The organism is Pantoea sp. alder81 (assembly GCF_020179835.1).
Classification (GTDB): Bacteria; Pseudomonadota; Gammaproteobacteria; order Enterobacterales; family Enterobacteriaceae; genus Pantoea.
This window is the reverse complement of record NZ_JAIUDA010000007.1, coordinates 66,140-92,046: the sequence shown is the minus strand read 5'-3', so window position 1 is coordinate 92,046 and position 25,907 is coordinate 66,140. Positions and strand designations below refer to the sequence as shown.

Below are 25,907 nucleotides of genomic sequence, written 5' to 3'. Positions count from 1 at the left end.
AACTTATGAAAAATCGGTTTTGATTGCCGCCGGAGCGCGGCCAATGCCCTGTGGCAGCAGTGTCGCCAGCCAGCTCACCAGGGAAGTCAGTACACGGAAAATACGGCGCAGTGGGGCAGGGCCATACTCCGCCAGACGCAGATAACCTTTGAAGCCCAGCACCATAATATCGGCCAGACTCTGCACCGGTTTATCTTCCGGGAAGCCGTCCTGCCACAGCGCCCAGGTATCGGCGCGCGCAAAGGTGCACTGGATAAATTCAATATGCTGGCGGGTGGTGAGCTGATGCAGGCGAATACCGGCGCGTCGGCCGAATACGCGTTGTACCTGGCACGGGAAGCTGAACTCCTGCTGGCCACGGCGCAGCAGCAGCCACACGGGTTCATCTTCTTTTAGCGCATCCGCTTCACGCAGTTCGACTCCGACACCGCCATCGGAGTAGTCGCGCAGGGTGCACGGCACCATGTGGCCATCTTCACGCGCGATGGCAGCAGGCATGGCGATCTCGACGCGGTGCGCTTCACGAATCTGGCGCGCTTCTACCGAAACCGCCACGGCACCGCCGAGAATAATCATGTTGTACACCACCCACACCAGGCTGACCCAGATGGTGAGCATTTCGTTGGCCGGGCCATACGCCATGCGCCAGAACGCCATGCCGATACCCGCTATATTCAGCAACACCAGCATCATGTAAGGCTTGGTGATCACCCAATCGAGATGACGTTCCTCGACCAGTCCACCTTTAGCCGTCACGTTGAACTTGCCCTTGTGCGGGTTGAACAGCGCGACCGTCGTCGGTCGAGCGATATACCACGCCAGCACCGTTTCATACACTTCGCTCCAGAACGAGTGACGCCAGCGTCCCTGGATGCGCGAGTTGGTCAGGCTGGTGTGCACCATGTGCGGTAGCACGTAGATCGCAATCGCCAGCGCGGGCGCATAGATGATGTAGGCGTGGCACAGCAGAAACGCCAGCGGTGCCAGCAGGAAGATCAGGCGCGGAATGCCGGCGAGGAAGTGCAGCATGGCGTTGGCATAGCACAGGCGTTGCACCAGCTTTAAGCCCTTGCCCATCAGCGGATTGTCGAGGCGGAAAATCTGCACCATGCCACGCGCCCAGCGAATACGCTGGCCAATGTGCGCTGACAAACTTTCGGTGGCGAGGCCGGCCGCCTGCGGAATACGAATGTAGGCGGAGGTGTAACCCTGACGATGCAGACGCAGCGAGGTGTGCGCATCTTCGGTGACGGTTTCCACCGCAATGCCGCCAATCTCATCTAGCGCGGTGCGGCGCAGTACGGCACAGGAACCGCAGAAAAATGCCGCATCCCAGGTGTCGTTACCGTCCTGCACCAGGCCGTAGAACAACGAGCCTTCATTCGGCGTCTGGCGGAAGCGGCCGAGGTTACGCTCGAACGGATCGGGCGAGAAGAAGTGATGCGGCGTTTGCAGCATCGCCAGGCGGTGATCTTTCAGGAACCAGCCCATGGTCAGCTGCAGGAAGGAGCGGGTCGGCACGTGGTCGCAGTCAAAAATCGCCACGTAATCACTGCGACACGCCACTTTCAACGCATGATTGATGTTGCCCGCTTTGGCGTGTTCGTGGGTGGGGCGCACCACATAATGGATACCCACGCTGGCAGCAAACTCGCGAAACTCTTCGCGTGTACCGTCATCCAGAAGATAGATGTTGAGCTTGTCTTGCGGCCAGTCGATGCCCATCGCAGCGTAAATCGTCGGTTTCACCACGCTTAACGGCTCGTTGTAGGTCGGCACCAGGATATCGACGCTCGGCCAGGAAGTGATTTCCGGCGGCATTGAAACGGGCTGGCGATTCAGTGGCCACAGCGTCTGGAAGTAACCCAGCACCAGCACTGTCCAGGAATAGGTTTCAGCACCAATCAGCAGCAGACCAAACGTCAGGCTCAGCGGATCATCCCAGTTCAGGGTTTCAGTGTAGCGCCACCACAAGTAGCGGCAGGAGATGGTGAGCGACAGCACAATCAGCATGATGGTCGAGAGACGACCCGGCACGCGGCGCACCATCATCGCCAGACTCCATAACAGCAGCACAAAGACGAATTGTGTGGTGATACCAAACGGCTGCGAAATACACAGCAGCGCCAGCAGGCTGGCGACAATCGCGGCAACAATAAACAGCAGATGCCGCACGCGGCCAGGCAGCTTTTGTAATAGCTGCTCGGTCCGCAGATGAAGTCCGGTCTTCGCCAGGCGTGCGGGCACATGGTCAAGCCACTGATAGAGTTGCTGACGCCAGCGGAACAGCGGCCCAAAAGCATTGAAGCGTTTACGTTCGCTGCGTGCGCTGTTATCGAGTGGTAAAACCAGCATCAACCAGAGGCTCTGCATCGCGTAACGCAGCACGTCTAACGGGCGCGGGCGCAGCGGTGAAATTTGTGGATAGTAACGCTGGCGTTGTTGCAACAGGCGCTGCCAGCCAGGGGTTTCCAGCCGCAGCAGCGACCAGGCCAGCACGCACCACAGCAGGTGCAACATCACGGTTAAGCGGCCCGTGCCGTGCTGGCGAGCCACGCGCGCGCGGCTTTGCAGCGCCTGCCAGGCCTGCGGCACCAGCAGCCAGCGCAACGGATTCACGCTGTCTCTCCTGCAACATTCAATAACAGCCAGTTTGCCAGCGTGTTGATCTCTTCGCTCGCCAGTGCATGAGGGCGATACTCGCCGACCGGTTGTTTCATCATCAACGCTTCCGCCAGCGCTTCGTCGCGGTGAATCACCTGCGGAATCAGATTCTTCAGCGTACGCAGCCACAGCTGATGCAGATCCTGTTGCAGCTGGCTGTTGGCATTAAATTGATTGATCAGAAACAGCGTATGCGGCAAAAAACGCGGATGATGCAAGCGCAGCTGGCAGTTGGCATCCAGCGAAAGGACTTGGAGCAGACGATCGGCGGCCTGGGCGAAGGATCGTTGCCACGGCAGCAGATCCGCCGGAAGGTCGAGGATCAGCCAATCGTACTGTGATTTCAGGGCCGGTAATGCGTTCAGCAACGGCGCGGCGAAATGCGCGTCGGCATGATGAAAACTCAACGTCTGCTGATGGCTGAGCACGCCAAACGGGAGAAAATCGAGTCCGTTCTGATAGCGCTGGGCACTCTGTTGCCACGGCTGCTGATCCAGCAGCGACGGCACCCAGCCGTTCTGATTAGCGAGCGCCAGATTGAAGTGCGCAGCCAGTTGATTCGAGGACGAGAAATCAATAACCAGCACCGATTCCTGCAGCGCATTGAGCGCCCAGCCGAGCGCTGCACTGAGCGATGTCGCGCCGCAGCCGCCGCGCAGACCTTGTAGGGCAATGATCGGCATTAGCGTTGCGGCTCCTGATCGGCGGCTAATTCTTGCAGCAACGGCCAGCGTGCCAGCAAGTTGTTCAGGCGCTCTTCGCGAGCAATATCAATGTAGTGAAATGCCTTCAGGGAAAAGGCTTCACTCAGCGCATTAATGTCATCCTGATCTTCTCTGGTGGAAGCGATCAGTGAAAAGGCATTCTCTGTTTTCATTACTTTTTGCCACCAAAAAAACAGCAACGGATGAATTGTGGTTATATTTTTTGTAAAGTCTAAACCCGAAGAAAAGCGGGCACCATGCAAAAATCGATATGATTTGAGATAGCGCAGGTTTTATTTATTTCAGCAGTTCCAATCGTCGCCGTCTATATTAAACTAGCCTGGATTGTTCTGATCGCGAAACAAATATGAAAAATCGCTATGCACTTGGCCTACATCAGGTTCAGCAGGAATTAATTACCCTGCAAAATCCAGGGTTTTATTGGATCACCAGCCAGCGTCAGGAAGATGCCCGATTACTGCTGCGTCAGGTGGTTAGCCACCAGGATGCGGCAACATTAATCAGTGCTGATGAGAAACCCCAGGCGCTATTGACGCCCGATCCGCTGAACGGACCGGCGCGTATCCCGCTATTTTCGTTGCCTGCCAATAAAGCCAGTTTGCAGCATCTGGAGAGTGATTTCGCCCGCGTGCTGAATAGCCGTAGTGGCTTAGTGCTGTTTTACAGTAACGCCGCGCTGTGGAGTAAATTATCCGAGGATGAGCTGAATCATTGGGTTAAAAGCATGCGACGTTTGTTAATCAAAAAACAAATCACACTATTGCTGATTACCTCAGGTGCATCGATTATTCATCTGCGCAATCATCTCCAGCGTTATTTTCGCCAACTTGATGGTGTCGCACATTTAGAATTTCAACAAGATAGCTGGCAATATCGAATTAACTGGTGGTACTCCGCTGACAAATTGTTAGCCGACCGCGCTATTCGCTTGCGCTGTGTTGATAATGAATTTATGGCGGACAATGAAGCGGAGCAGAATATTCCGCTGAGCCTGAATGATGAAAATCAATTTCTCGCTCAGGAGGGTGTGCTAGAAGGTGCTCCACCGCTCTCAAGCCAGTGGCAACTGTTTAGCGACAACGAAGGGGTATTCTCACGCGCCCAGCAGGCTAACGCGGCAACGGTGATTTTTAACCTGGCCCATAACCAGGATATAAATGCCCTGGCAAAAATGGTCCACAGTTTGCGTCGCTCTCGCGGTAACGCTTTAAAGATTGTGGTACGCGAAATCAGTACCAGTCTTAGGTATAGCGATGAGCGACTGTTGTTGGCCTGTGGGGTGAATGCCATCGTGCCCGGCGCGCAGACGCTGTCGCGCTTTTTGACCACGCTGGAAGGGATTCAGGGTCAGCAGTTTACCCGCCATGTCCCTGCCAACCTTACAGCGCTGATGCAGGCCTTACAGCCATTGCAACAGAAAGGCTATCTGCCACTGGAAAACTTCTGTGCTGCCGTGCAGCAGCTGATGAGCAATACGCTGCTGCCGGAGAATGATAAAGGGTTGATGGTGGCATTGCGTCCGGTGCCACAGTTGAAACCCGAGCAGATTCTGACGCTGTGTAAACCGCGCCGTTTTGGCGATTTGGTGACGCTGATAAACGATCGCATCTATCTGTTTCTGTCGTCCTGCCGCTTCAACGATTTGGATATCGCGTTGAAATCGATTTTCTCGCTGCCGCATGATGAGTTGTTCAGCAATCGCGTGGTGTGGTTCGAGGACAACCAGATCTTGTCGGAAGTGCATAAAATCCGTCAGCTGACGCCATTAGCGCAGCGTGAGGCGCCAATGGCACCGCTGGAGGTGCCGCAGGCCCCCAGTGCAACCTCTTCCGCTGCGCGCGGGGCACAAATCCCGCAACCGATTGTTCTCAACCTCGATGGAGATCGCCACTGATGACGCTGATGGATTGGGTGCAGGTGGCGATCCTGCTGTTATTAATTTTACTGTTCCTGAAATCGTTGTTTGTGCGCTGGTTACCGCGCAGTAGCACCAGCTTGCTGATGCGTCTGCTGCCGTTACGCGCACTGAAGTCGGAAGGGCAGTGGCAACGCAAACCGAATAAAACGGATACCAAACCGTAATGAGTGATAACAAACCTTCGACGCTGCACGGTTCGTGGTGGCGCGGCCTCGGCGGCTGGAACTTCTACTTCCTGATCAAATTTGGTCTGTTGTGGTATGGCTATCTCAATTTCCACGCCTTGAGCAATCTGGTGTTTCTGGCCTGGTTGTTGTTCCCGCTGCCGTCACGCCGTTTACACCGTGTGCGCCACTGGGTGTCGCTGCCGATTGGCTTTGCACTGTTCTGGCATGACACCTGGCTGCCGGGACTGGAATCGATCATGAGTCAGGGCAGCCAGGTTGCTGGCTTCTCCTCTGCCTATCTGCTCGATTTGCTGGAACGTTTTATTAACTGGGAGATGATTGGCGCAGGCTTCGTGCTGCTGGTGATCTATATGTTTGTGGCGCAGTGGATCCGCGTCACGGTGCTGGTCTCGCTGATGCTGATCTGGCTTAACGTGCTGACCATTGCCGGTCCCTCAATGAATCTGTTGCCGACCAAAGCGGCGACCCCGGAAGTGTCCCTCAATGACAAACCGGCCACCTCAAAAGTGCCCAACGGCCTTGATCAGTCGGCGCCACCCACCAGCGCCAATCTGACGTCGTGGCTCAATCGTTTCTACGACAGCGAGCGTCAGCGTGCTACTCACTTCCCTGATGCGCTGCCCGCGGACTCGCAGCCTTTTGATATCCTGGTGATCAACATCTGTTCACTCTCCTGGTCCGATTTGGATGTGGCACAGTTGCGCGACCATCCATTGTGGAAGCACTTCGATATCCTGCTGAACAATTACAACTCTGCTACCGGTTACAGCGGACCCGCTGGGATTCGTTTGCTGCGCGCCAGCTGTGGTCAGACTTCGCATACCAATCTGTATAAAGCCACCGATCAGCGTTGCTACCTGTTTGATAACCTGGCGAAGCTGGGCTTTAAGCAGGAACTGATGATGGATCATACCGGCGTGTTTGGTAATTATCTCAAAGAGTTGCGTGAAGAGGGCAATCTGCAGGCGCCGCTGATGTCACAAGCGGGTATTGCACCGGAATTGACCTCATTTGATGGTTCGCCGGTGTTCAATGATGGGCAACTAATGCTGCGCTGGCTCGACGATCGCACCAAAAGCAGTGATGCGCGCAGTGCCACCTTCTATAACCTGATTCCACTGCATGACGGTACGCGCGAGCTCGGCAGCACGCGCACCGCTGACTGGCAGCCGCGCGCTAAAGTACTGTTTGATCAACTGGATACGTTCCTGACCAATCTGGAGAAATCAGGTCGCCGCGTGATGGTGCTGGTGGTGCCGGAGCACGGTGCGGCGCTGCAGGGCGATAAAATGCAAATGTCAGGTTTGCGTGATATTCCCAGCCCGAGCATTACGCATGTGCCGGTCGGCATTAAGTTTGTTGGCATGAAAGCGCCGCATCAGGGACAACCGTTGAGCATTGATACGCCAACCAGCCTGCTGGCGATTTCCGAAATCATTTCCCGTGTGGTGGATGGTCAGGTGTTTAACGCGCCGAACGTCAATATGTCGGTGCTGACGGATAACCTGCCGCAAACACCAGTGGTGTCGGAAAACGATAACGCCGTGGTGATGATGTACCAGGGTAAACCCTGGATCCGTCTGAACGGCGGCGACTGGGTGCCTTATCCGCAGTAATTATCAATTGAAACGGTCGGCTGAGATGTCGACCGTTTTGACCTCAACCTCGTTGTGATGGGGTGTGCAATTCCTAATCACCGCTTTATCTCGCCCATCCTGCCATTTTTCGACTTTATCCCGGCGCAAAAAAACACTGACCTGCGATATACTCGCAGCGCATTTCATCTAAATACACGGCTTTAGCCGCCTGGAGAGTTTTTGTTGCGCGTCAGTCGTTCGTTAACGATAAAGCAGATGGCAACGGTGTCCGCCGTGGCGATGGTGACCATCAGCATCTTTATCGTCATCCAGTTATTCCATTTTGTGCAGCAGCGCAGGATTGACTACGCCCAGCAGATGGAAAATATCGCGCACACGGTGCGTCAGCCGCTGTCAGAAGCGGTTCTGAAGGGTGATATTCCACAGGCCGAACGCATTCTCAATACTTTGAAACCGGCGGGCATTCTGTCTCGTGCGGATGTGGTATTGCCGAACGCGTTCCAGGCGCTGCACGCGGATTTCGCGCCGGAGAAGCCGGTGCCACGTTTTGTCGCGCGTCTGTTTGAACTGCCGGTGCAAATTACGCTGCCGCTCTATTCAGTGGAGCGAACGGGCTTACCGAAGCCGATTGCCTATCTGGTACTGCAGGCTGACTCTTCGCGGGTTTACCAGTTCCTGTTGAGCACGCTCTCAACCATGATCACCACCTATCTGCTGCTGGCGCTGATCCTTTCGGTGTCGATTAGCTGGTGTATCAACCGCCTGATCGTCCATCCCTTACGTAATCTTTCGCGGGATTTGCAGGAGTTGCCGCCGCAGGCCATTCTGACGCACAAGCTCGACCTGCCGCTTAATCATCGTGACGATGAAATTGGCATGCTGATCCGCAGCTACAATCGCAATCAACAGGTGCTGGAGTCGATTCATGATGAAATGAGTCGCATGACCACCCATTTTGCCGTTACCGACCTGCCCAACCGTGCCCTGTTCCTCGCGTTATTGGATCAACACGCCAGCCATCGCCACAGCCGTCAGCCGTGGGGATTGATGGTGATTCGCATCGAAACGTTGCAGGAAGCCAATGGCGTACTGAGTGATGAGCAGCGCGATACGCTGATGCTGACGCTGGTGGAGAAGATTCGCAGCACCGTTGACGACCACACGTTACTGGCACAAACCGGGCCGAGCGACTTCGCGCTGCTGATGAAGCGCGCGCACAATCCGTTCCGCGCCATGCGTCTTGCGCGTAACCTGATGATTCGTATCAATCAGCCGGTGAACCTGCATCAGTTACAGCTGCGGCCGAACGCCAGTATTGGCCTGGCACTGCATGATGACAGCGTCGTCAGCGCCAGCGAGCAGCTCGATCGTGCGACATCAGCGATGATGTCGGCGCGTCATCAGGGTAAAAATCAGATTCTGTTCTTCGATCCGGCACTCACTGAACGGGCGCAAAAACGTCTGACCCAGGAACACGATATCCTGCAGGGTTTGCAGGATGGCCAGTTTGCGCTTTACCTGCAGCCGCAAATCAATATGCAAACCGGCGAGCTGGCGGGCGCGGAAGCACTGCTGCGCATGCGCATGCCAGATGGCAGCTATGGATTGTCAGAAGAGTTTATTGCCAGCGCCGAAGAGATTGGTGTGATTTCGGCGATTGGACGTTGGGTGTTCGAGGAGTCCTGCCGTATTCTCGCCGCCTGGCAGAAGCAGGGGATTAATATTCCGCTCAGCGTCAATATCTCTGCCGTGCAGTTACGCGATGCCAGCATGGTGACTCATCTGCAGGGCCTGCTGGAGCGCCATCGTATTGCACCCGGCAATTTCGTGCTGGAGATTACCGAAACCGCGCAGATTGGTGATGCCGAACAAGCGATTACGCTGCTGCGTTCACTGCAGCAAACCGGTGTGGCTGTGGCACTAGACGATTTTGGCATGGGTTACTCCAACCTCAATTACCTGCATCAGTTTAAAGCGCTGCCAGTGAACAAGCTGAAGATGGACCGCAGCTTTGTCGCGGCACTGCCCGATGACGACACCATGGTGCGCATCGTCGCGGCGATCGCGGACATCATTCACCTTGATGTGATCGCGGAAGGCGTGGAGACAGAAGAGCAGCGCGACTGGCTGCTGGCGCGCGGAATTACTATAGGACAGGGCTACTTATACGCTGAAGCACTCCCTCTCAACGTCTTTAATCAACGCTGGCTTGACAGCTCGTCACATCCTGAATAATCACATTGTTTATTGATTTTATTAACGAAATTGTAGTGAAGCCGTTTGCTGAAGCGTTTCAGTTCATAGTTAGAGTTTTGTAACTTTTGTAAGGAATGTAAGGGTATATTAATCCTGTTAACGGAGTGTTATTTTCCCGCAATCGGTAAGGTTTTTCGCTTCCAGGCGGCTTGCCGCATGCGTTCTCCATAATAACGGCGGTGAATTCCGTCTATACCTGGACACCTGTTATGAAACTGTTCAAAAGCCTCTACTTCCAGGTGCTGGTTGCCATCGGCATCGGCGTCCTGTTAGGCCATTACTATCCTGAGTTAGGCGCGCAAATGAAGCCGCTTGGCGATGGTTTCGTTAAGCTGATCAAGATGATCATCGCCCCCGTGATTTTCTGTACGGTGGTGACCGGTATTGCCGGCATGGAGAGCATGAAAGCAGTTGGACGCACGGGTGCCGTGGCGCTGCTCTATTTTGAGATTGTCAGTACCATCGCGCTGATTATCGGTCTGGTGGTGGTTAACGTAGTGCAGCCGGGTGCGGGCATGAACGTCGATCCTGCCACGCTGGATGCCAAAGCCGTGGCGGTCTACGCCCAGCAAGCACAGGATCAGGGCGTTATTGCCTTCTTGCTCGACATTATTCCGAGCAGTGTGATTGGTGCCTTTGCCAGTGGCAACATCCTGCAGGTGCTGCTGTTTGCCATTCTGTTTGGTTTCGCCCTGCACCGTTTAGGCAGTGCCGGTACGGTGATGTTTAACGTCATTGAGAGCTTCTCGAAAGTGATCTTCGGCGTCATCAACATGATTATGCGCCTGGCGCCGATCGGTGCCTTTGGTGCCATGGCCTTTACCATCGGCAAATACGGTGTGGGCTCGCTGGTGCAACTCGGTCAGCTGATTATCTGCTTCTACATCACCTGTGTGCTGTTTGTGGTGGTGGTGCTGGGCTTGATAGCACGCTGGGCAGGTTTCAACATCTTCAAGTTTGTTGCCTATATCAAAGAAGAACTGCTGATTGTTCTGGGCACCTCTTCATCTGAATCTGCACTGCCACGCATGCTGGATAAGATGGAGAAGCTGGGTTGTAAGAAATCAGTGGTGGGCCTGGTTATTCCGACGGGTTACTCCTTTAACCTGGATGGCACCTCGATATACCTGACCATGGCGGCGGTGTTTATTGCGCAGGCAACCAATGCGCATATGGACATCTTCCATCAGATCACGCTGTTAGTGGTGCTGCTGCTCTCCTCAAAAGGCGCAGCGGGCGTAACCGGCAGTGGCTTTATCGTGCTGGCGGCCACCTTGTCTGCGGTGGGCCATCTGCCTGTAGCAGGTCTGGCGCTGATTCTGGGTATTGACCGCTTTATGTCCGAAGCACGCGCACTGACTAACCTGGTCGGCAACGGCGTGGCGACGGTAGTGGTAGCGAAGTGGGTCGGTCAGCTGGATGAAAAGCAGATGAAAGCGACGCTTTCTTCAGCGAAAAAGGTCAATAGCGCCTCACAAACCAGCATCTGATCATCTATTTGCGTTAATTTCCCGAGAAATGCCCGCTGTCACTTGCCCTGACAGCGGGCATTTGCATAATAAACCCCATTGATTTTTTTCCCGATTTTTTACCTCGTTGCGCGACATCCTGACCTTCCTGTGGTCAAAGAGTCTGTTCTTCAATAAACGTGGCGGCAACTTGCCGCGTCGGCTACCAAAGTTGTGGCCGCACATGTCGCGATAACGAGCGTTGATCTGTTTATGTAGGGGTTCACATGCAGGGCACCAGAATTCGGCTTTTGGTTGGCGGATTGATCCTTGCGGCATCCGGCTTCGGCGTACACGCCGAAACACTCCAGCCCGATCCCGCGTGGCAGGAAGGCAAACTGGACAATGGGTTTAGCTGGCAGCTTCTCACCACGCCACAACGTCCAAGCGATCGCATTGAGTTACGTCTTATCGTTAACACCGGTTCGCTGGTGGAAAGCGCGCAGCAAACGGGCTTCAGCCACTTAATTCCCCGTCTGGCGATGGTGCATAACGCCGCGCTGGATACCAATCAGCAGCGTGCGCTGTGGCAACAAGCCATGGATCCGCAGAGACCGCTGCCACCGGCGATTTCGTCGTACGATTACACCCAATACAACCTGAGTCTGCCTAATAACCGCCCGGAGTTGCTGAAAGAAGCGCTGAACTGGCTGTCGGCAACCGCAGGCAAAATGACCATCAATGAGCAGGTGGTTTCGACCGCGCTGACCGCGACCGACCCTATCGCCACCTGGCCGCCGAATACCCAGGATGTCTGGTGGCGTTATCGTCTTAAAGGCTCAGCGATGCTGGCTCACGATCCGGGCGAACAACCGCGTGCGCCGGTGGACATTGCTCAGCTCAATAGTTTCTATCAGCAGTGGTACACGCCGGATGGCATGACCCTGTATGTGGTGGGCAACGTTGATAGCCGCAGCATGGCAGAGCAAATCAATAAAACCTTCTCCGTGCTGAAAGGTAAACGTGTGGCACCCGCAGCACTGCCTACGCTGTCTCCTCTGCCGCACCAGGCGGTGAATCTGGTTAATGGCAGCATGAACCAGGATCGCCTGTCGCTGGTGTGGGATACGCCGTGGCAACCGATTCGCGACTCGCAGAATTTAGAGCATTACTGGCAGAGCGACCTGGCACGTGAAGCGCTGTTCTGGCACGTGCAACGTGCGCTGGCGGATAGCAAAGCGCAAAACGTTCAGGTGGGCTTTGACTGCCGCGTGCTGTACCAGCGTGCCCAGTGTTCCATTAACATGGACAGCCCCAACGCCTCGCTGCCGCAGAACATGAACCAGGTGGCGAAAGAGCTGGCGGCAGTGCGTGATAAAGGGTTGCCGCAGGATGAGTTTGATGCGCTGATGGCGCAAAAGCTGCTGGAACTGAATAAGCTGTTCGCCACTTACGCGCGCACCGACACTGATATCCTGATGGGTCAGCGTTTACGCTCGCAGCAAAATGCGGTGGTGGATATCGCGCCGGAGCAGTATCAAAAGCTGCGTCAGGCGTTTCTCAGTGGATTGACGCGCGAGCAGTTGAATCAGGAGTTGCGCCAGCAACTGACGCAGGAACTGACGATGGTGCTAATTCAGCCGCAGGGTGAAGCTGAGACCAATGTGAAAATGCTTCAGGACGGCTGGGATAAAGTGATGAAGGTGCCGGATGCACCAGCGGCACCGGCGGCTTCGGATGAAGCCAAACCAGAAAGTAACGGCAGCGCGAGCGCAACCGATCCGGCTCAACCCTCGTCATGACACATGGCTTAATTCATGGCTTTGGTATCAATTTTTATGATTCATGGCACATGAGATCTCCAAAATAATTTGAGTTGCAGCAAGGCGGCAAGTGGATAAGTCCCCCGGAGCTTACGTCAGTAAGTGACTGGGGCGCATCCACGCAGCCAACGCCGCTGCAGCTCAAAGTATGAAGGAGATCATTTGGCGCGTAGCCATTCGGTGACGAGCATCGGCCAACTGGCGAGTGGCAGGTCGGCGACACCGCGAATGCCAAATCCATGACCGCCTTTCTGATAAAAGTGAATTTCCACCGGCACCTTGTGTTCCCGCAGGGCGCTAAAAAACACCATGCTGTTATTCACTGAAACCGCTTCATCATCTGAAGCGTGTATCAGCAACGTGGGCGGTGTCTGCGCATGCACGCGCGTTTCCATTGAGTACGCCTCAATCAACTTTTGATCCGGCCATGCACCCAGCAGGCGAGTGCGCGAGCTTTCGTGTGCCAGGCCGTCGCGCATGCTGATCACCGGATAGAGCAGCACCATCGCATCCGGGCGCGGCGAGAAGTTATCGGCCTGGTCCTGCACCGGATAGACCTTCTCAGCAAAACGCGTCCCCAGGCTGGCCGCCACGTGCCCACCCGCTGAGAAGCCCATCATCACGATGTATTTACCGTTCATGCCGCGCTGCGCGCGATCGCGCAGCACGCGCACGGCACGTTGTGCATCGGCCAGCGGCGCATCGGGACCTTCGTGATGGCCATCGTACGGCAGCCGATAGGTCATCACCGCCAGCGTATAACCCATTGACGTGAAGAAGGTGGCGAGCGCACTGCCTTCACGGTCAATCAGCACCCGCTGAAAGCCGCCGCCGGGCGCCACCAGCAGCGTGATACCGTTGGAGGTTTCCGGATGCCAGATGGCCATTTCAGGGCAACGCACGCCAGTCGCCGCGCGGTCATAAGGTTCGTACTCTTTGGCGAGATCGACGATTTGCGGTTGTGCGCGCGAATCACTCGCGCCTGGCGCATCACCGTGCGGCCAGATATTAATGATTTCTGTGTGCATAAATCAGTCCTGAGCGAGTCGTGTTGTCATTATTTTGTTCGCGGCCGGATTAACAGCGTCCTGCTGTTATTGATTAAAACATGGTCTGTTTTCGCGCTGGCGTCCAGCCGAAAACCCGCCATTTCTGCAGTTTCGGACTATGCCTGGCGGCCCGATTTCTTTCCGTAATGCATTGAATTTAAATTGATATGGTAAGAATTATTAAACTCGTGTGGCCGGATGCGAGTCAAAGATGGATGGCTGGCGAGGTTAGTCAAAATTGGCGGTGTAATCTCGGGATTTAAGGCAAATTATCCTGCGCATTATGTAAGTCGTGGTTATCAAATCCAGAACGTAAAAGTGATCGAGTGGTGCAACTCATCGCGTCAGCTGGCTTCCAGCGGCGTCAGACTTTTTGCCTGAAATAGCGCCGCTGGGAAGTGCTGTGATCAAGACTATTGCGGCATGGCGCTTAAAGGGATGATGGCCCCGCGATGCTGGATCACCGTGCTGGCGGTGAGATGACCGCGTGCGGCGGCGTCCTCTGTACTCCCACCGGCTAAACGCACGGCCAGATAACCTGCACTGAAAGAGTCGCCGGCGGCAGTGGTATCGATCACCTTCTCTTTAGCCAGCTTGATGGCGGGCACTTCACGCAGCGGCTCATCGCCCATCGCCACTAAACAGGAATCGGCACCGCGTTTGATGGCGATCTCCTGCACGCCCGCTTCACGCGTGCGCGCAATCACCGCATCCAGCGGCTGTTCGCCCCATAGCAGGTGCTCGTCATCCAGCGTCAGGAAGGCGATATCGGTATGACGCAGCATTTCGGCGTAAGCCTGCTGCGCGCTGGCTTTATCGGCCCAGAGGCGCGGACGGTAGTTATTGTCGAAAATCACTTTGCCACCGTTTTTGCGGCAGGCGCTGAGCAGCGCCATCAGTTTCTCACGACTGGCAGCCGGCAGAATCGCCAGGCTAATCCCGCTGAGATACAGGTAATCATAATCGGCCAGCTGGGCGCAGATCGCGTCAGACTCTGGGCTCTCCAGCCAGAAGCGCGCGGCAGCATCGTTACGCCAATACCAGAAGGTACGCTCGCCGTGCTCATCGGTTTCGATGAAGTACAAGCCCGGCATTTTATTGTCGAGGCGCTGAATCAGCTGGGTGTGCACCTGCTCCTGTTGCCAGGCTGCGATCATCTGGTCACTGAAACTGTCGGTGCCCAGCGCGGTGACATAATCCACCCGCAGCTGCTGGTTATCTGACTGGCGTGCCAGATAAACCGCGGTGTTTAGTGTGTCACCGCCAAAGCCACGTTTGATGTTCTCACCTTTTTCGGACAGCTCAATCATGCATTCGCCAATAATGGCAATCTTCTTCTGCGTCATGGTCTTCGGCCTGTAGTGAATTCTGCCCACGAGTCTCGCGTCTGGTATGGCAGCTGTCAATGGTTTTTAAAACGACGTTTTAATTTAACTTAAGGTGCCTGAGCACCTTTTCCACGGCGATTTAACGGCCAAAGCGCCGCTTGTTTTGCCGATTAAGCCTGAAACGCACTGATACACTCAACTGCTCGTGTGGTGGCTGAGACGCATAAAGTTATCGCGCTGATAGCCGATACTTGCCGCTGAGAAGCAATTTGCAGGCACCCACCACCTACCAGGAAAAAACCATGGTGATGAACAATTTGAGTCATCGGCTGCCTATTTCAATTGAACTGGAGCAACAACAGGAAACGCGTTTCTACTGGCAGCAGTGCCAACGATTCTATACTTTCCAGCCGATCTACCAGGTCTCCGGCCGTTTACTGGCTATTGAATTACTGACTGCGGTGACCCATCCATCCGCACCAGAAAAAAGGTTGTCGCCCGAAACCTATTTTGAAGCGCTGACTATCGCGCAGCGTCTCGATGTCGTCGAGGAACAGCTTGAGCTGTTATTACAGTGGTCACACTTTTTCAACCAGCGTCAGCTGGTTGCTTCGGTGAATATTGATGGACCGACGCTGTTGGCGATCGAGCAACATGACGTTATCCGCCAGTTGATAATACAACTGCCCTGGGTGCGCTTTGAACTCACGGAACACCATGCATTGCCGCAGGAAGAGATGGTGGCGAAGATGCCTGAGCTGGGTCCGCTGTGGCTCGATGATTTTGGCTCTGGCATGGCAAATTTCTCCGCGCTGACTGAGCTGCGCTATGACTACATCAAACTGTCACGCGAGCTGTTCATGCTGCTACGCTCTACCGATGAAGGTCGTTCGCTGTTCTCGATGCTGCTGGCGTTGATCAATCGCTATTGCAACGGCGTTATCGTCGAAGGCGTAGAGACCGAAGAGGAGTGGCAGCAGGTGTGCAACTCACCCGCGATGGCTGCACAAGGCTATTTCTTCTCGCGCCCCGTTCCCTTCAGCACGCTGGAATCCCTGGCGCTCGAGCTTCCCTGATCCCGATCCGCAACGTCTCGACTACAGTTATGTGAGACGTTGAGGGCAAGGAGGAAGCAGAATGTCACGTACGGGAAAAGTCCTGAGCTGGGTTTTCGGGATTTTATTGTTGTTGGTTGTAGTGGTCGTGGTGATTATCGCCACGTTTGACTGGAACCGCCTGAAGCCAACCATCAACCAAAAAGTCTCCACAGAATTAAATCGGCCTTTCGCCATTCGCGGCGATCTGGGCGTTGCCTGGGTGCGCAATCGCGAAGAGCCGGGCTGGCGCAGTTGGGTGCCGTGGCCGCAGGTGCATGCGGATGACATCATGCTGGGTAACCCACCGAATATTCCTGATGTCACCATGGTCCATTTGCAGCGCGTTGAAGCCACGCTTGCGCCGCTGGCATTGCTGCATAAACAGGTTTATCTACCGTGGATAAAAATGCAGCTGCCTGATGCGCGGCTGGTGCAAACGGCGGATAAAAAGAATAACTGGACCTTCAACTTAGCCAGCAGCGAGAACAGCGATGCCAATGCGCCGCCTTCTGCCTGGTCTTTCCGCCTCGATAATATCCTGTTCGACAAAGGCCAGATTCGCTATCGCGATGCCATCAATAAAGCCGATGTGACCGTCACCCTTAATCCACTGGGCAAACCGGTGCCTTATGCGCAGGTTGCTGGCGGTAACGACCAGCAGAAAGGCGCAGGTGATTTTGTCTTCGGCTGGCAGGCCGACGGGACCTACAACAATCAGAAACTGGAAGGCGACGGTAAGATCGGCGGCATGCTGTCGTTGCGCAGCAAAACCACGCCGTTCCCACTGCAGGTGGATGTGCGCAACGGCACCACACGCGTGCGCATCGACGGGACGTTGCAGGATCCTTTAAACCTTGGTGGGCTGGATGTGCGTCTGCGCTTTGCTGGCGATACGCTGGCGAATCTGTACGGTTTAACCGGCGTGCTGCTGCCTGATACGCCGCCGTATGAAACTGACGGCCATCTGATCGCGCGCTTTAACGAAGAGAAAGGGCCGCTGTTCCGCTACGAAAACTTCAATGGCCACATCGGCGACAGCGATATTCATGGTTCGCTGACTTACCGGCAGGTGAAACCGCGCCCGACTCTGACCGGGGAATTGACCTCGAATCAGCTGCGTATGGCGGACTTAGGCCCGTTGATTGGTGTGAATTCAGGCAAGGGCAGTGAGAAGACTCAGCAGGCCAAAGCCCAGCGCGGCGATGCTTCGACTCAACCGGCGGACCGCGTGCTACCGCATGACAAGTTTGATACCAAAAGCTGGGATGTGATGGATGCGGATGTGAAATTCAGCGGAAAACGCATCGAACACAGCAGCAAGCTGCCGCTCAGCGATCTCTATACCCATCTGCAGCTGAAGAACGGCGATTTGCTGCTCGATCCGCTGCGCTTCGGTATGGCCGGTGGCAGCATCAATTCGACCATTCATCTGGAAGGGGATAAAAGCCCGATGCGCGGTCGCGCCGATCTGCATGCGCGTAAGCTGCAACTGCGTCAGCTGTTCCCTAATGTCACCGCAATGCAGCGCAGCCTCGGTCAGCTAAACGGCGATGCCAGCCTGAGCGGCACCGGTAACTCGGTAGCGGATATTTTAGGAACCAGTAACGGCGAGCTGAAACTGCTGATGAATGATGGATTGATCAGCCGCAGCCTGATGGAGATTGCCGGCCTCAACGTCGGTAACTATGTGGTCGGCAAACTGTTTGGCGATGATGAGGTGCGCATCAACTGTGCCGCCACCGATCTCAATATCCGTCAGGGCGTAGCCACGCCGAAAGTGTTTGTGCTGGATACGGAGAATGCGGTGATTAATGTCACCGGCAACGTTAACTTTGCCAACGAAAGGCTGGATTTATCCATTAATCCAGACAGCAAAGGTATTCGTATTATTACGCTGCGATCGCCGCTGTATGTGCGTGGCACCTTCAAAAATCCGGATGCGGGAGTGAAAGCCGGGCCGTTGATCGCACGTGGTGCCGCTGCAGTGGCGCTGGGCGCAGTGGTGGCGCCGGCCGCCGCACTGCTGGCACTGATTTCACCGAGTGATACCGATGCCAATCAGTGCAGCAACGTGCTGCAGCAGATGAAAAGTAAAAAGTGATCAGTTACGCCACAGCACTTTGATGATGTGATAACCAAAGGCGGTTTTCACCGGCCCGTAAGGCTGCAGCAGCGGGCAGGAGAACGCCGCCTTATCAAAGGCTGGCACCATCTGACCTTTACGGAACTCCCCCAGATCGCCGCCGTTGCGGCCCGATGGGCAAGTCGAATGTTTTTTTGCCAGTTGCTGGAAGTTCGCGCCTTTTTCCAGCTGAGCCAGCAGGGATTTGGCCTGCGCTTCATCCTTCACGAGGATGTGTAAAGCTGCCGCGGTTTTCGCCATGTGGGTGTCTCTGTATGTATGTATAATGTTCGGCGCATTATATCCCCGTCATACCTCAAATTGCAGGTGCGTTGGTTGCGAATGCTCGGTACGGTGTCTGATTGAGTCCGCTTCCGGGGCTCGCCCACCTGTCGTATTCCTGCCATTCGGCATCGTCAGGGGATTTTCTTTTCATTTGTTGAGTGATATTCCGTTATGCGTTTAAACCCCGGCCAACAACGTGCTGTCGAATTTGTCACCGGTCCCTGCCTGGTGCTGGCCGGTGCGGGCTCGGGTAAGACCCGTGTCATCACCAATAAAATCGCCCATCTGATCCGCGAGTGCGGCTATCAGGCGCGCCATATCGCCGCGGTGACCTTCACCAACAAAGCCTCGCGTGAGATGAAGGAGCGTGTCGCGCAGACGTTAGGACGCAAAGAGGCGCGCGGCCTGATGATCTCCACTTTCCACACGCTGGGACTGGAGATCATCAAGCGTGAATATAAAGCGTTAGGCATGAAAGCGAGCTTTTCACTGTTCGACGATCAGGACCAGTTGGCGCTGTTGAAAGACCTCACCCAACAGTGGCTGGAAGAAGATAAAACCTTACTGCAGCAGCTGATTTCTACCATCTCCAACTGGAAGAATGACCTCGTCAATCCGCAAACGGCGGTCGGATTGGCTCAATCGCAGCGCGACCAGATTTTTGCCCACTGCTATCAGCTGTATGACCAGCACCTGAAATCCTGCAACGTGCTGGACTTCGACGATTTGATTGCGATGCCGACGCTGTTGCTGCAACGCAATCAGGAAGTGCGCGAGCGCTGGCAGCAGCGCATTCGCTATTTATTAGTGGATGAGTATCAGGACACCAACACCAGCCAGTATGAGCTGGTGAAACTGCTGGTGGGCGCGCGGGCGCGTTTCACCGTGGTGGGTGATGATGACCAGTCTATTTACTCCTGGCGTGGTGCGCGGCCGCAAAACCTGGTGCTGCTGAAAGAGGATTTCCCGGCGCTGGAAGTAGTGAAACTGGAGCAGAACTATCGCTCAACCCAGCGCATTCTCAAGTCAGCTAACATCCTGATTGCTAACAATCCGCATGTATTCGAGAAGCGTCTGTTCTCCGAGCTCGGCGAGGGCAGCGAGCTGAAGGTTCTGAGTGCGAATAATGAAGATCATGAGGCTGAGCGGGTCGCTGGTGAGTTGATTGCTCATCACTTCGTCAATAAAACCGCCTATAAAGATTATGCGATTCTCTATCGCGGCAACCATCAGTCGCGTGTCTTTGAAAAGCAGTTGATGCAGAACCGCATTCCTTATCGCATCTCTGGCGGCACCTCGTTCTTCTCGCGGCCGGAAATCAAAGATTTGCTGGCTTATCTGCGCGTACTGACTAATCAGGAAGACGACAGCGCGTTCCTGCGTATCGTTAACACGCCGCGTCGTGAGATTGGTCCTGCAACGCTACAGAAGCTCGGTGAATGGGCCACCCTGCGCAATAAAAGTCTGTTCAATGCCAGCTTCGACATGGGGCTGGAGCAGACGCTGAGCGGCCGCGGACTGGAGCATCTGCAGCGTTTCACTCAATGGCTGAATGAGATTATCCAGCTGACGGAGCGCGAGCCGGTGAATGCGGTGCGCGATCTGATTCGCGGTGTCGATTACGAAAGCTGGTTGTTTGAAACCTCGCCGAGCCCTAAAGCCGCCGAAATGCGCATGAAAAACGTCAACACGCTGTTCCAGTGGATGACCGAGATGCTGGAAGGCGACGAACTCAATGAGCCGATGACGCTGGCGCAGGTAGTGACGCGCTTTACGCTGCGCGACATGATGGAGCGCGGTGAAAGTGATGAAGATAGCGATCAGGTGCAGCTGATGACTTTGCACGCCTCAAAGGGACTGGAGTTCCCGTATGTGTATCTGGTCGGGATGGAAGAAGGGTTGTTACCCCATCAGAGCAGCATCGATGAGAACAACATCGAAGAGGAGCGTCGTCTGGCGTATGTGGGTATTACCCGCGCGCAAAAAGAGCTGACGTTTACCCTGTGCCGTGAACGCCGTCAGTATGGCGAACTGGTACGCCCGGAGCCGAGTCGCTTCCTGATGGAGCTGCCGCAGGATGATGTGGTGTGGGAGCGCGAGAAAAAGGTGATCAGCGCCGAGGAGCGGGTGAAAACCGGACAGACACGCGTCGCGGGTTTACGTGCGATGCTGGAGAATGCGAAGAAAGGGTAAATCCCCCGCCGTTCGTTCAGGCCAGGCCTCAAGCGAGAACCGTTGCGAGCGTAGCGGAGGCAAGGCGAAAAGATCCCGGCAAAGCGGAGTTTACAGGCCGTAAATGCGCATTTGACGGGGACTTATCAACGCAGCATCAGCTAGCGCAGCAGGTTTGATCAAGAGATAGTCAGCAGCCAGTGCACATAAGACTGGTAATGACTCTCTTGTTCCAGCAACTCGGCACGCAGCGGATGCGCGTCCAGCCAACCGGCTGGCAACGTCAGATGCAGCGTATCATCGTCTGCCTGTAAACGTACCGCAGGCAGCGTGTCATCTCGACGACGGCTGGAGAAGATAATCGCCAGACGTAGTAACCGGCTCATGCGCTCCGCCATGCGCGGTGGCACGGCATTCTGTTGCGTCAGCAAACCGAGATCGATGCTGCCACTCTGATTCTGTAGCAGGCAGGCGAGCATTTTTTTCTGTGCGGGCGTAAAACCGGGAAGATCGAGATGGCGAATCAGGTAGGCGGCGTGCTGAGGTGCCTGACGGAAATCAACGCTCAGGCCAATTTCGTGGATCGAACAGGCGCTGAGTAGCAGATCGCGACATCGGTTATCCAGTTTCCAGACGCTGCTCACCTGACGGAAAAAACTCTCAGCCAGTTGACGCACCCGGCTTGCTTGCTCCACATCGATAGAGAAGCGACGCTGGACGTTTTGCAGCGTACGGCTGCGAATGTCGCGGTCAATCGGCAAATGCAGCATGCCGTACACCAGACCCTCACGCAGTGCACCACCGGCCAGCGTCATACTGTCGATGCTGAGTTCGTGAAAGATAGCGATAAGAATCGACAGACCGCTGGGGAACACCAGCGCGCGCTCCAGCGTCAATCCTTCAATTTCCAGCTCTTCCAGTTTGCCGCACTGAATTGCGCGCTGCTTTAACTGCTGCAGCTTGCTCAGGGTGATGCGTTCATCCATGCCCTGCGCGACCATAATTTCCTGCAATGCCTGCACGGTGCCAGAAGCGCCGACGCAAATCTGCCAGCCTTTTTCGCGCAGTGCAGCCGCCACGGGACGAATCATTTCGCGAGCGGCTACTTCAGCCTGCTCGAAATTTTCTTTCGCCAGGTGACGATCGCCAAAATAGCGTTCCAGCCAGGTGACGCAGCCCATTGATAAGCTAAACAATGTGGTCGCGTGCGAACCTTCGCCGGTAACCAGCTCGGTGCTACCGCCGCCGATATCCACCACTAAGCGCTGATCGGATCCCCCAGTGGTGTGTGCCACACCTTGATAGATCAGGCGTGCCTCTTCCTCGCCGCTGATGACATTCACCGGGCAGCCAAGAATTTCTTCAGCGTGGGTCAGGAAGTCTTGCGCATTTTCAGCAATGCGCAATGTGGCGGTTGCAACCACACGGATTTGCTCGGGCGGAATATCTTGTAGCTGTTCGGAGAAAAGCTTCAGACATTGCCAGCCACGCTGCATCGCCTCGGCGGAGAGGTGATTGGCTTTGTCCAGACCGGCAGCCAGACGCACTTTGCGCTTTATCCGCGCAACGGTCTGAATACTGCCGGACACCTCGCGCACCACCAACATATGAAAACTGTTGGACCCTAAATCAATCGCAGCATAAAGAGACGATGCGCTTAGCATGGTGTGCTTAACTCGAACGTTTACGGTTGTTATTGCGCGGTGCGCCGCTACGACGATTGCTGTTGTTCCCGCCACGGCGTGGGCCGTTTCCAGAACGGCTGCGTTGCAGACGTTTCGGCGGAGGCAACTCACTCATCAGTGCATCGCTGTTGTACTTGCTCACCGGAATACCGTGACCAATGTACTCTTCAATCGCTGGCAGGTTGAGTGCGTACTCTTCACAAGCCAGGCTGATCGAGTGTCCGCTGGCGCCGGCGCGGCCGGTACGGCCAATGCGGTGCACGTAGTCTTCGCGATCGTCAGGCAAGTCGTAGTTGAACACGTGAGTCACCGCAGGAATGTGCAGACCACGTGCCGCAACGTCGGTGGCGACCAGAATATCGACATCACCCTTGGTGAAGTCATCTAGGATACGCAGACGTTTTTTCTGTGCCACATCGCCAGTCAGCAGACCTACGCGGTGACCGTCCGCGGCCAGATGGCCCCAGATATCTTCACAGCGGTGCTTGGTGTTAGCGAAGATGATGGCGCGATCGGGCCACTCTTCTTCCAACAGCGTTTGCAGCAGACGCATCTTCTCTTCATTTGAAGGGTAGAAAAGTTCTTCTTTGATGCGATGGCCGGTTTTCTGCTCCGGTTCCACTTCCACGTATTCGGCGTTGTTCATATGTTCGAACGCCAGTTCACGTACGCGGTAAGACAGAGTTGCCGAGAACAACATACTCAGACGCTGGGTGGCCGGCGGCATGCGGCGGAACAGCCAGCGGATATCTTTAATAAAGCCAAGATCGAACATGCGATCGGCTTCATCCAGAACCACGACCTGAATGGCGCCAAGGTTGACGTGATTTTGTTTCGCATAGTCGATGAGGCGACCGGTGGTGCCCACCAGAATATCGACGCCATCGGCCAACACTTTCAGCTGTTTATCGTAGCCGTCACCGCCATAAGCCAGACCCAGCTTGAGTCCAGTGGCTTTCGACAGCGGCTCTGCATCGGCATGAATCTGCACGGCAAGTTCACGCGTCGGGGCCATGATCAGCGCACGTGGCTGATTAATCTGGCGGCCTTCAGCGGCTGGATGAGAAAGAAGATGATGAAACGTTGACGTCAGGAACGCCATCGTTTTGCCGGTACCGGTTTGCGCCTGACCCGCAACATCACGCCCTGAAAGCGCAAAAGGCAGTGCCAACGCCTGAATAGGCGTGCAGTTAGAAAAGCCTTTAGTATCAAGGGCTTCAACCACCTGTGGGTGCAGGGCGAAGTCGGAAAACTTCTGTTCAGTTAAGTGTGTTTTGCTCATAGTGTGGTAGAATATCAGCTTACTAGCGCTTTACGAAAGCGTATCCGATGAAATAAAGTCAACCTACGTTGGTATATTTTACGCCGATTCGCCAGGCACAATCTTTGGAGTTAAACATGAGCAGCGATAAAATCGTTCACTTGACCGATGACAGTTTCGACACTGACGTGCTGAAAGCCGACGGTGTCACTCTGGTAGATTTCTGGGCTGAATGGTGTGGTCCTTGCAAAATGATCGCCCCAATTCTCGACGAAGTCGCAGAAGAGTACGACGGTAAGCTTACCATCGCCAAGTTGAACATTGATGACAACCCGGGCACTGCGCCTAAATATGGCATTCGCGGTATCCCGACACTGCTGCTGTTTAAGAACGGTGAAGTGGCTGCGACCAAAGTAGGCGCCCTGTCTAAAGGTCAGCTGAAAGAGTTCCTGAACGCTAACCTGGCCTAAGCCCAGCACGGCGTTGTTCCGCAGTGGTGAATTTTTTCGCCACTGCTGGACGTCACCATTCAGGCGTGTTAAGTTGACCTCACTGCATTACGCACTTACCTTGTAGTTTGCATCTAAAGTTTTCCCTTGTCAGACCCTGCTCGCATTGAACGTTATCGTGGTTTGGCAATCTGATGACTAGCACATTCGGCATCACCTTTCGACTATCTCTTAACGTTTCCTATCGCCACACCTGACGATGTTCGCCGAGTAGAGTTGAAAGAGAGCCATTAACAGGCATGGAATTTTCGCCATACCACCCACGACAATCATTTCGAGAATTACCCCGAGTTTAAGAACCCTCACTATGAATCTTACCGAATTAAAGAACACGCCGGTTTCTGAGCTGATTACCCTCGGCGAAAATATGGGTCTGGAAAACCAGGCACGTATGCGTAAACAGGATATTATTTTCTCTATCCTTAAACAGCATGCGAAAAGTGGCGAAGACATCTTTGGTGATGGTGTGCTGGAGATATTGCAGGACGGATTTGGTTTCCTCCGTTCTGGAGACAGCTCCTACCTCGCCGGTCCCGATGACATCTACGTTTCTCCTAGCCAAATCCGCCGTTTCAACCTCCGCACTGGTGACACCATTTCTGGTAAAATTCGCCCGCCAAAAGAGGGTGAACGTTACTTTGCACTGTTGAAAGTTAACGAAGTTAACTACGACAAGCCGGAAAACGCGCGTAACAAGATTCTGTTCGAAAACCTCACGCCGCTGCACGCAAACAATCGTATGCGTATGGAGCGGGGTAATGGCTCTACTGAAGATCTGACCGCACGCGTGCTGGATCTGGCATCGCCGATTGGTCGTGGTCAGCGTGGTCTGATCGTGGCACCACCGAAAGCGGGTAAAACCATGCTGCTGCAGAACATTGCACAGAGCATTGCGTACAACTATCCCGATTGCGTGCTGATGGTGTTGCTGATTGACGAGCGTCCGGAAGAAGTGACCGAGATGCAGCGTCTGGTGAAAGGCGAAGTTATCGCATCGACCTTCGACGAACCGGCTTCTCGCCACGTTCAGGTTGCTGAGATGGTGATCGAAAAGGCCAAGCGCCTGGTCGAGCACAAGAAAGACGTTATCATCCTGCTCGACTCCATCACCCGTCTGGCACGTGCCTACAACACCGTGGTACCGGCTTCCGGTAAAGTGTTGACCGGTGGTGTCGATGCTAACGCCCTGCATCGTCCGAAGCGTTTCTTCGGTGCAGCACGTAACGTGGAAGAGGGCGGCAGCCTGACCATTATCGCCACCGCACTGGTTGATACTGGTTCGAAGATGGACGAAGTGATTTACGAAGAATTTAAAGGTACAGGTAACATGGAACTGCACCTGTCTCGTAAAATCGCCGAAAAACGTGTCTTCCCAGCGATTGATTACAACCGCTCAGGTACCCGTAAAGAAGAACTCCTCACCACGCAGGAAGAGCTGCAGAAAATGTGGATCCTGCGCAAAATCATCCATCCAATGGGTGAAATTGATGCGATGGAGTTCCTCATCAATAAACTGGCGATGACCAAAACCAACGACGAATTCTTCGATATGATGAAGCGTTCGTAAGTTGGCGAAAATGAATCGCTAAGCGAAGCGATTCGGTCGCACAATTTGCCAGGATTTATTGCTAACGCCACGTCTTAACGTGGCGTTTTTCATTTATGGGCATTAGGATTAGCCCAGTCAGGAAGCATTATGAGGATTGTGCTAAAAGGTGCTGCTTTTTTCATCAGTCAGACTTTTCGCAGGCACAATTCGGACAAAGGATATACGGCAAT

19 protein-coding genes are annotated in these 25,907 nt (G+C 54.7%); 11 read left to right on the top strand and 8 right to left on the bottom strand.

Annotated features, from left to right (window positions below; all coding sequences use genetic code 11):
• Positions 1 to 3: 3 nt before the first annotated feature.
• Genes bcsA through bcsR form a run of 3 tightly spaced genes read right to left on the bottom strand, consistent with a single transcriptional unit; the run spans position 4 to position 3,541 of the window.
• A complete protein-coding gene (gene bcsA, locus LBW88_RS18535; RefSeq protein ID WP_224933757.1) occupies positions 4 to 2,619 on the bottom strand; it encodes a UDP-forming cellulose synthase catalytic subunit in 2,616 nt (871 codons plus the stop codon).
• Positions 2,616 to 3,347 carry a cellulose biosynthesis protein BcsQ gene (gene bcsQ / locus LBW88_RS18530; protein ID WP_224933758.1) on the bottom strand — a complete coding sequence of 244 codons (732 nt, stop codon included), beginning with the start codon at positions 3,345 to 3,347 and terminating at the stop codon, positions 2,616 to 2,618. The genes bcsA and bcsQ overlap by 4 nt, the downstream gene beginning before the upstream one ends.
• Positions 3,347 to 3,541 (bottom strand): cellulose biosynthesis protein BcsR, encoded by a 195-nt coding sequence (gene bcsR / locus LBW88_RS18525; protein WP_224933759.1) that lies wholly within the window; start codon positions 3,539 to 3,541, stop codon positions 3,347 to 3,349. Before bcsR ends, bcsQ begins: the two co-directional genes overlap by 1 nt.
• A 194-nt stretch (positions 3,542 to 3,735) precedes the next feature.
• Here bcsR and bcsE point away from each other — a divergent pair, with 194 nt between their 5' ends.
• From bcsE to LBW88_RS18495, 6 genes are all read left to right on the top strand, one after another.
• Entirely contained in the window at positions 3,736 to 5,283 is a 1,548-nt protein-coding gene (gene bcsE / locus LBW88_RS18520; RefSeq protein ID WP_224933760.1) for a cellulose biosynthesis protein BcsE, read from the top strand.
• Positions 5,283 to 5,471 (top strand): cellulose biosynthesis protein BcsF, encoded by a 189-nt coding sequence (bcsF, locus tag LBW88_RS18515; RefSeq protein WP_224933761.1) that lies wholly within the window; start codon positions 5,283 to 5,285, stop codon positions 5,469 to 5,471. Before bcsE ends, bcsF begins: the two co-directional genes overlap by 1 nt.
• Entirely contained in the window at positions 5,471 to 7,111 is a 1,641-nt protein-coding gene (bcsG, locus tag LBW88_RS18510) for a cellulose biosynthesis protein BcsG (protein WP_224933762.1), read from the top strand. The genes bcsF and bcsG overlap by 1 nt, the downstream gene beginning before the upstream one ends.
• A 204-nt stretch (positions 7,112 to 7,315) precedes the next feature.
• Positions 7,316 to 9,328 (top strand): biofilm formation regulator HmsP, encoded by a 2,013-nt coding sequence (gene hmsP / locus LBW88_RS18505; RefSeq protein ID WP_224933825.1) that lies wholly within the window; start codon positions 7,316 to 7,318, stop codon positions 9,326 to 9,328.
• A 230-nt stretch (positions 9,329 to 9,558) separates the two neighbouring features.
• A complete protein-coding gene (locus tag LBW88_RS18500) occupies positions 9,559 to 10,839 on the top strand; it encodes a dicarboxylate/amino acid:cation symporter (protein ID WP_224933763.1) in 1,281 nt (426 codons plus the stop codon).
• 245 nt (positions 10,840 to 11,084) lie between these two features.
• Positions 11,085 to 12,599: a M16 family metallopeptidase gene (locus LBW88_RS18495; protein ID WP_224933764.1), complete on the top strand. Its 1,515-nt coding sequence runs from the start codon at positions 11,085 to 11,087 to the stop codon at positions 12,597 to 12,599.
• Between the two features lie 179 nt (positions 12,600 to 12,778).
• Here the strand turns inward: LBW88_RS18495 and LBW88_RS18490 are convergent, their stop codons facing one another.
• Positions 12,779 to 13,648, bottom strand: coding sequence for an alpha/beta hydrolase (locus LBW88_RS18490; RefSeq protein ID WP_224933765.1), 870 nt, complete (start codon positions 13,646 to 13,648; stop codon positions 12,779 to 12,781).
• A 434-nt stretch (positions 13,649 to 14,082) separates the two neighbouring features.
• The gene (locus tag LBW88_RS18485; protein WP_224933766.1) at positions 14,083 to 15,015 is read right to left on the bottom strand and encodes a sugar kinase; all 933 of its coding nucleotides are present in this window, start codon (positions 15,013 to 15,015) and stop codon (positions 14,083 to 14,085) included.
• Between the two features lie 284 nt (positions 15,016 to 15,299).
• Here LBW88_RS18485 and pdeH point away from each other — a divergent pair, with 284 nt between their 5' ends.
• Together pdeH and LBW88_RS18475 are read left to right on the top strand one after the other, a co-directional pair.
• Complete coding sequence (pdeH, locus tag LBW88_RS18480) at positions 15,300 to 16,073, top strand: cyclic-guanylate-specific phosphodiesterase (protein ID WP_224933767.1); 774 nt, start codon at positions 15,300 to 15,302, stop codon at positions 16,071 to 16,073.
• Between the two features lie 61 nt (positions 16,074 to 16,134).
• A complete protein-coding gene (locus tag LBW88_RS18475) occupies positions 16,135 to 18,195 on the top strand; it encodes an AsmA family protein (protein ID WP_224933768.1) in 2,061 nt (686 codons plus the stop codon).
• On the opposite strand, the gene ppiC is transcribed toward LBW88_RS18475, so the two are convergent.
• Positions 18,196 to 18,477, bottom strand: coding sequence for a peptidylprolyl isomerase PpiC (ppiC, locus tag LBW88_RS18470; RefSeq protein ID WP_084933160.1), 282 nt, complete (start codon positions 18,475 to 18,477; stop codon positions 18,196 to 18,198).
• 195 nt (positions 18,478 to 18,672) lie between these two features.
• On the opposite strand from ppiC, the gene rep reads away from it, so the two are divergent.
• Positions 18,673 to 20,694 (top strand): DNA helicase Rep, encoded by a 2,022-nt coding sequence (gene rep, locus LBW88_RS18465; protein WP_224933769.1) that lies wholly within the window; start codon positions 18,673 to 18,675, stop codon positions 20,692 to 20,694.
• 158 nt (positions 20,695 to 20,852) lie between these two features.
• Here rep and ppx read toward each other — a convergent pair whose 3' ends face one another.
• A complete protein-coding gene (gene ppx / locus LBW88_RS18460; RefSeq protein ID WP_224933770.1) occupies positions 20,853 to 22,337 on the bottom strand; it encodes an exopolyphosphatase in 1,485 nt (494 codons plus the stop codon).
• Between the two features lie 7 nt (positions 22,338 to 22,344).
• On the bottom strand, positions 22,345 to 23,640 hold the full coding sequence (gene rhlB / locus LBW88_RS18455; protein ID WP_224933771.1) for an ATP-dependent RNA helicase RhlB: 1,296 nt from the start codon (positions 23,638 to 23,640) through the stop codon (positions 22,345 to 22,347).
• 116 nt (positions 23,641 to 23,756) lie between these two features.
• Between rhlB and trxA the strand changes: the two genes are divergently transcribed.
• Both trxA and rho read left to right on the top strand, forming a co-directional pair.
• On the top strand, positions 23,757 to 24,089 hold the full coding sequence (trxA, locus tag LBW88_RS18450) for a thioredoxin TrxA (RefSeq protein WP_003851963.1): 333 nt from the start codon (positions 23,757 to 23,759) through the stop codon (positions 24,087 to 24,089).
• Positions 24,090 to 24,435: 346 nt separating this feature from the next.
• Positions 24,436 to 25,695: a transcription termination factor Rho gene (rho, locus tag LBW88_RS18445; RefSeq protein WP_084933178.1), complete on the top strand. Its 1,260-nt coding sequence runs from the start codon at positions 24,436 to 24,438 to the stop codon at positions 25,693 to 25,695.
• The last annotated feature ends 212 nt before the right edge of the window (positions 25,696 to 25,907 follow it).

Bases quoted from the DNA above. Each gene is read 5' to 3' on its own strand.
- bcsQ (WP_224933758.1), bottom strand. From the start codon at position 3,347: ATGCCGATCATTGCCCTACAAGGTCTGCGCGGCGGCTGCGGCGCGACA.
- bcsR (WP_224933759.1), bottom strand. From the start codon at position 3,541: ATGAAAACAGAGAATGCCTTTTCACTGATCGCTTCCACCAGAGAAGAT.
- bcsE (WP_224933760.1), top strand. From the start codon at position 3,736: ATGAAAAATCGCTATGCACTTGGCCTACATCAGGTTCAGCAGGAATTA.
- bcsF (WP_224933761.1), top strand. From the start codon at position 5,283: ATGACGCTGATGGATTGGGTGCAGGTGGCGATCCTGCTGTTATTAATT.
- bcsG (WP_224933762.1), top strand. From the start codon at position 5,471: ATGAGTGATAACAAACCTTCGACGCTGCACGGTTCGTGGTGGCGCGGC.
- LBW88_RS18500 (WP_224933763.1), top strand. From the start codon at position 9,559: ATGAAACTGTTCAAAAGCCTCTACTTCCAGGTGCTGGTTGCCATCGGC.
- LBW88_RS18495 (WP_224933764.1), top strand. From the start codon at position 11,085: ATGCAGGGCACCAGAATTCGGCTTTTGGTTGGCGGATTGATCCTTGCG.
- LBW88_RS18490 (WP_224933765.1), bottom strand. From the start codon at position 13,648: ATGCACACAGAAATCATTAATATCTGGCCGCACGGTGATGCGCCAGGC.
- LBW88_RS18485 (WP_224933766.1), bottom strand. From the start codon at position 15,015: ATGACGCAGAAGAAGATTGCCATTATTGGCGAATGCATGATTGAGCTG.
- pdeH (WP_224933767.1), top strand. From the start codon at position 15,300: ATGGTGATGAACAATTTGAGTCATCGGCTGCCTATTTCAATTGAACTG.
- LBW88_RS18475 (WP_224933768.1), top strand. From the start codon at position 16,135: ATGTCACGTACGGGAAAAGTCCTGAGCTGGGTTTTCGGGATTTTATTG.
- ppiC (WP_084933160.1), bottom strand. From the start codon at position 18,477: ATGGCGAAAACCGCGGCAGCTTTACACATCCTCGTGAAGGATGAAGCG.
- rep (WP_224933769.1), top strand. From the start codon at position 18,673: ATGCGTTTAAACCCCGGCCAACAACGTGCTGTCGAATTTGTCACCGGT.
- ppx (WP_224933770.1), bottom strand. From the start codon at position 22,337: ATGCTAAGCGCATCGTCTCTTTATGCTGCGATTGATTTAGGGTCCAAC.
- rhlB (WP_224933771.1), bottom strand. From the start codon at position 23,640: ATGAGCAAAACACACTTAACTGAACAGAAGTTTTCCGACTTCGCCCTG.
- trxA (WP_003851963.1), top strand. From the start codon at position 23,757: ATGAGCAGCGATAAAATCGTTCACTTGACCGATGACAGTTTCGACACT.
- rho (WP_084933178.1), top strand. From the start codon at position 24,436: ATGAATCTTACCGAATTAAAGAACACGCCGGTTTCTGAGCTGATTACC.